4 protein-coding genes are annotated in these 3,659 nt (G+C 70.5%); all 4 read right to left on the bottom strand.

All coding sequences use genetic code 11. The annotated features are described in order from the left end of the window. Positions 1–887: biotin carboxylase N-terminal domain-containing protein (locus RWX87_RS06680; protein WP_399552337.1), on the bottom strand; the 887-nt coding region annotated here is incomplete at its 3' end. A gap of 85 nt (positions 888–972) precedes the next feature. Beyond that, positions 973–2,631 (bottom strand): urea amidolyase family protein, encoded by a 1,659-nt coding sequence (locus RWX87_RS06675; protein WP_314688814.1) that lies wholly within the window; start codon positions 2,629–2,631, stop codon positions 973–975. A 4-nt stretch (positions 2,632–2,635) separates the two neighbouring features. Further along, positions 2,636–3,397 (bottom strand): 5-oxoprolinase subunit PxpA, encoded by a 762-nt coding sequence (locus tag RWX87_RS06670; protein ID WP_314688812.1) that lies wholly within the window; start codon positions 3,395–3,397, stop codon positions 2,636–2,638. Positions 3,398–3,500: 103 nt separating this feature from the next. After that, positions 3,501–3,659 (bottom strand): D-glutamate cyclase family protein (locus RWX87_RS06665; protein ID WP_314688817.1); only part of this gene is annotated, 159 nt, incomplete at its 5' end.

Below are 3,659 nucleotides of genomic sequence, written 5' to 3'. Positions count from 1 at the left end.
TGCTCGACCTGGATGCGGGTGTTGACCTCCATGAAGGACATGGTGCCGTCGGGGTCGACGAGGAACTCGACCGTTCCGGCGCCCACGTACCCGGCCTCCTCGCAGATGGCGACGGCGGCCCGGCACAGCCGGTCGGTCGTGCCGTCGGGCAGGAAGGGCGCGGGGGCCTCCTCGATGAGCTTCTGGTTGCGCCTCTGCAGCGAGCAGTCGCGCGTGCCCACGGCGACGACCCTGCCGCGCAGGTCGCCAAGCACCTGAACCTCGACATGGCGAGGGGCGTCAAGGAAGCGTTCAATGAAGCAGTCGCCGTTGCCGAAGGCCTCCTCGGCCTCGCGGGTGGCGGACAGGAAGGCCTCCTCGACCTCCTCGGGCCGGCGCACGACCTTGAGCCCACGTCCGCCGCCTCCGTGCACTGCCTTGATGGCGACGGGCAGGCCGTGCTCGCGTGCGAAGTCCACGACCTGCCTCGGGTCGTGGACGGGCTCGGTGGTCCCGGGCGCCATGGGGGCCCCGACCTTCGCCGCGATGCGTCGGGCGGCCACCTTGTCCCCGAGGACTCGGATCGTCTCGGGGCTCGGGCCGATCCAGACGAGTCCGGCGTCGAGGACGGCCTGGGCGAAGTCCGCGTTCTCCGAGAGGAACCCGTAGCCGGGATGGACGGCGTCGGCATGCGCGCGGCGGGCGACCTCGACGATCGCCGGAATGTTCAGATACGTCTCGCGAGGAGCGGAGCCGGGAAGCGCATAGGCCTCGTCGGCAAGGCGCACGGCGAGGGAGTCCGCGTCGGGGTCGGCGTACACGACGATGGCCGTTCTGCCCGTGTCATGGCAGGCATGGATGACCCTCACCGCGATCTCGCCCCTGTTGGCGACCAGAACCCTTGTCACTCGTGCCATCACCGACGCTCCCTTCGTGAACTCCTCGCCCGTCCGGCGTCCCACCGGCACCCGTCGATCCGGAATCGTGTCCGTCTCATCGTCGGACCCCCGTCGTTTCGTCCGCGTCATCCGTCGCATTGGCCATTGCATCGATGAGCCGGAACCGCACCCTGGCCCCCGGGGGAAGCTGTCCGGCAATGGACAGCGACCGACGGTCGAGCACGGCGACGACCGGATATCCTCCGGTGACCGGCTGGTCACGCAGGAAGAGCACCGGCATGCCGTCCGAGGGGATCTCCACGGCACCCGGAACGGTGCCCTCGCTTTTCAGCTCACCCGTCCTGACCCGGACCAGTGGGCTGCCGCCGTCGAGCCGCAGACCGACGCGGTTGGAACGGACGGTTACCGTCCAGACGGAGCTCAGGAAGGCCTTCTGGGAATCCGGCGTGAACCAGTCGTCGCGTGGACCCGGGATGATGCCGAGATCGGTGACGCCGCCGACGGCGGGAAGCGCCGACCACGGCAGAGGCCGTCCCACGGTGGCCGTGGGCTCATCGGAGGACGCCACGACGTCCCCGATGACCAGAGGACGGGGACCGATGCCGGACATCGTGTCCGTGGAGGCGCTGCCCAGCACCCGACGGACGCGTATGCCGCCACGCAGGGCGACGTAGTCGCGCCAGCCCTCGTCGAGAGCGCCGATCCGCAGCGTTTCGCCGTCAAGCAGAAGCACAGGGCGCTGATCGTGGACGGATTCCACGATTCCCTCCGCCGAGCGAATGGTCAGTGGGGCCCGGGCGCCCGTCACCGCGACGACCACATCGCCTGCGGCGGTGAACGCGGCCCCTCCCCCGGTGATCTCGAGGACGGGGGCGGAGACCGGGTTCCCCACAAGAGAGTTGGCCGTATGGAAGGCCGCGCGATCGGCCGCCCCCGACCCCGTGACGCCCATGTCGGCGGCCAGACGTCCGTCGTCCTCGATCAGAGCGGCCATGCCCGGGGAGACCACCCGAAGACCCGCCGACGCATCCTCCCCGGTGGATCCCTCGTCGGCCTCCGGAGGGGCGACCGGCACGGCATACGGATCGGCGGGCGCGGCACCGACCTGCGTCATCGCGGCGCGGGCATGGACGGGCACAAACTCGACGACGTCGCCTGGCCGGATGAGCGCCGGCGGATCGGCCGTCTCGTCCCACAGGGGGACGTCGGTGACGCCGATGAGACGCCAGCCGCCGGAGCTGTCGCGCGGATACACGCCGCTGTAGGCGCCGGCGAGCCCGACGGCGCCCGCGGGGACGTGCAGACGCGGCGTGTCGCGCCGGGGGACGTCGAAGGCGGGATCCCCTCCTGTGAGATAGGCGAAGCCGGGGGCGAAGCCGACGAAGGCCGCCGTCCATGGCGTCCCCGAATGGCGGGACACGACCTCCTGCGTCGACATGCCGAGGATATCGGCGACGTCCTCGAGGTCCTCGCCGTCGTACGCCACGGGGATGCGAATGCGACGCCCACCGGATGCCCGCGATGCCGAGCCGTCCCAGGCGCCGATCACGGATTCCACCCCGCTCCTCGGCAGGACGAGCGGATCGTACGTGACGAGGACCGTGGATGCCGCCGGAACCAGGGAGTCGACGGCGGCGCCGAAGACGGGGTCGGTCCGCATGACGCGACGAAGATGGGCGTACAGACCCAGCGCCATATCCAGACCATCGACCTCGACGAGCAGGGCATGGTCGCCCGACGGCAGGATGCGCATGGACTCACTCCTCCGTGAAGGGGCGGACGTCGACCCCGTCGGCGACGAGCCGGCGACGCACCGCCGTGGCCATGGCCACCGCCCCGGGGCTGTCCCCGTGCACGCAGACCGAATCGGCCCGCACTGGGACGACGGTTCCGTCCGCGGCTTCGACGACGCCTTCACGCACCATCCGCGACACGCGGGAGGCGACCTCCTCGACGTCGCCGATCACCGCTCCGGGGATGCGACGCGAAACGAGACGGCCTTCGGGCGTGTAGGCACGGTCGGCGAAGGCCTCCTGAAACACCGTCAGCCCCGCATCCCTGGCGAGCCGGCCCACCACCGAGCCCGGAAGCGTGAGCAGCGCGAGCGACGGGTCGACCGCCCGGATGGCCTCGATGACGGCCGCGGCCTGGACCTCGTCCGTGGCGATGCGGTTGTACAGGGCCCCGTGCGGCTTGACGTAGCGTACGGACGCCCCCTGGGACGCGGCGATGCCGCGAATGGCGGACAGCTGGTACATGACGTCCGCCGTGAGCACGTCCGCGGGTACGTCGATGAAGCGGCGTCCGAAGCCCGGCAGATCCCGGTAGGCCACATGCGCCCCGATGGCCACGCCGCGCCGCGCTGCGGCGGACGCCGTGCGCAGCATCACCGAGGGGTCCCCGGCATGGAAACCGCAGGCGATGTTCGCGCTGGAGACGACGTCAAGCAGGGCCTCGTCGTCACCAAGACCCCACCGTCCGAAGCTCTCGCCCATGTCGCTGTTCAGATCGATCCGCATGCCGCCCTCGGTCTCCCATCATCCGTTCCGTCCATGCCCGACCTCCTCGGCGAATCCGCGGGGCCCGACGCCCGTATGCGACCCGTGTCGCGCGCAGGCATGCTCACACCATGTACGTGATGTCGGGCACGTCCGTGATGAACATATGCCCGGGCGCATGGGTGATGGCGAAGTCTGGCTTCGAGGCCATCACCGCCGCCTGCGGAGTCACGCCGCAGGCCCAGAACACCGGGACGTCGCCCTCCTTGAGGATGGGCGGGTC

The organism is uncultured Bifidobacterium sp., assembly GCF_963540075.1.
Taxonomy (GTDB): Bacteria; Actinomycetota; Actinomycetes; order Actinomycetales; family Bifidobacteriaceae; genus Bifidobacterium.
This window is presented reverse-complemented; position numbering and strand designations above follow the sequence as displayed.

Excerpts from the sequence above, each read along its gene's own strand:
- RWX87_RS06675 (WP_314688814.1), bottom strand. The coding sequence starts at position 2,631 with ATGCGCATCCTGCCGTCGGGCGACCATGCCCTGCTCGTCGAGGTCGAT.
- RWX87_RS06670 (WP_314688812.1), bottom strand. The coding sequence starts at position 3,397 with ATGCGGATCGATCTGAACAGCGACATGGGCGAGAGCTTCGGACGGTGG.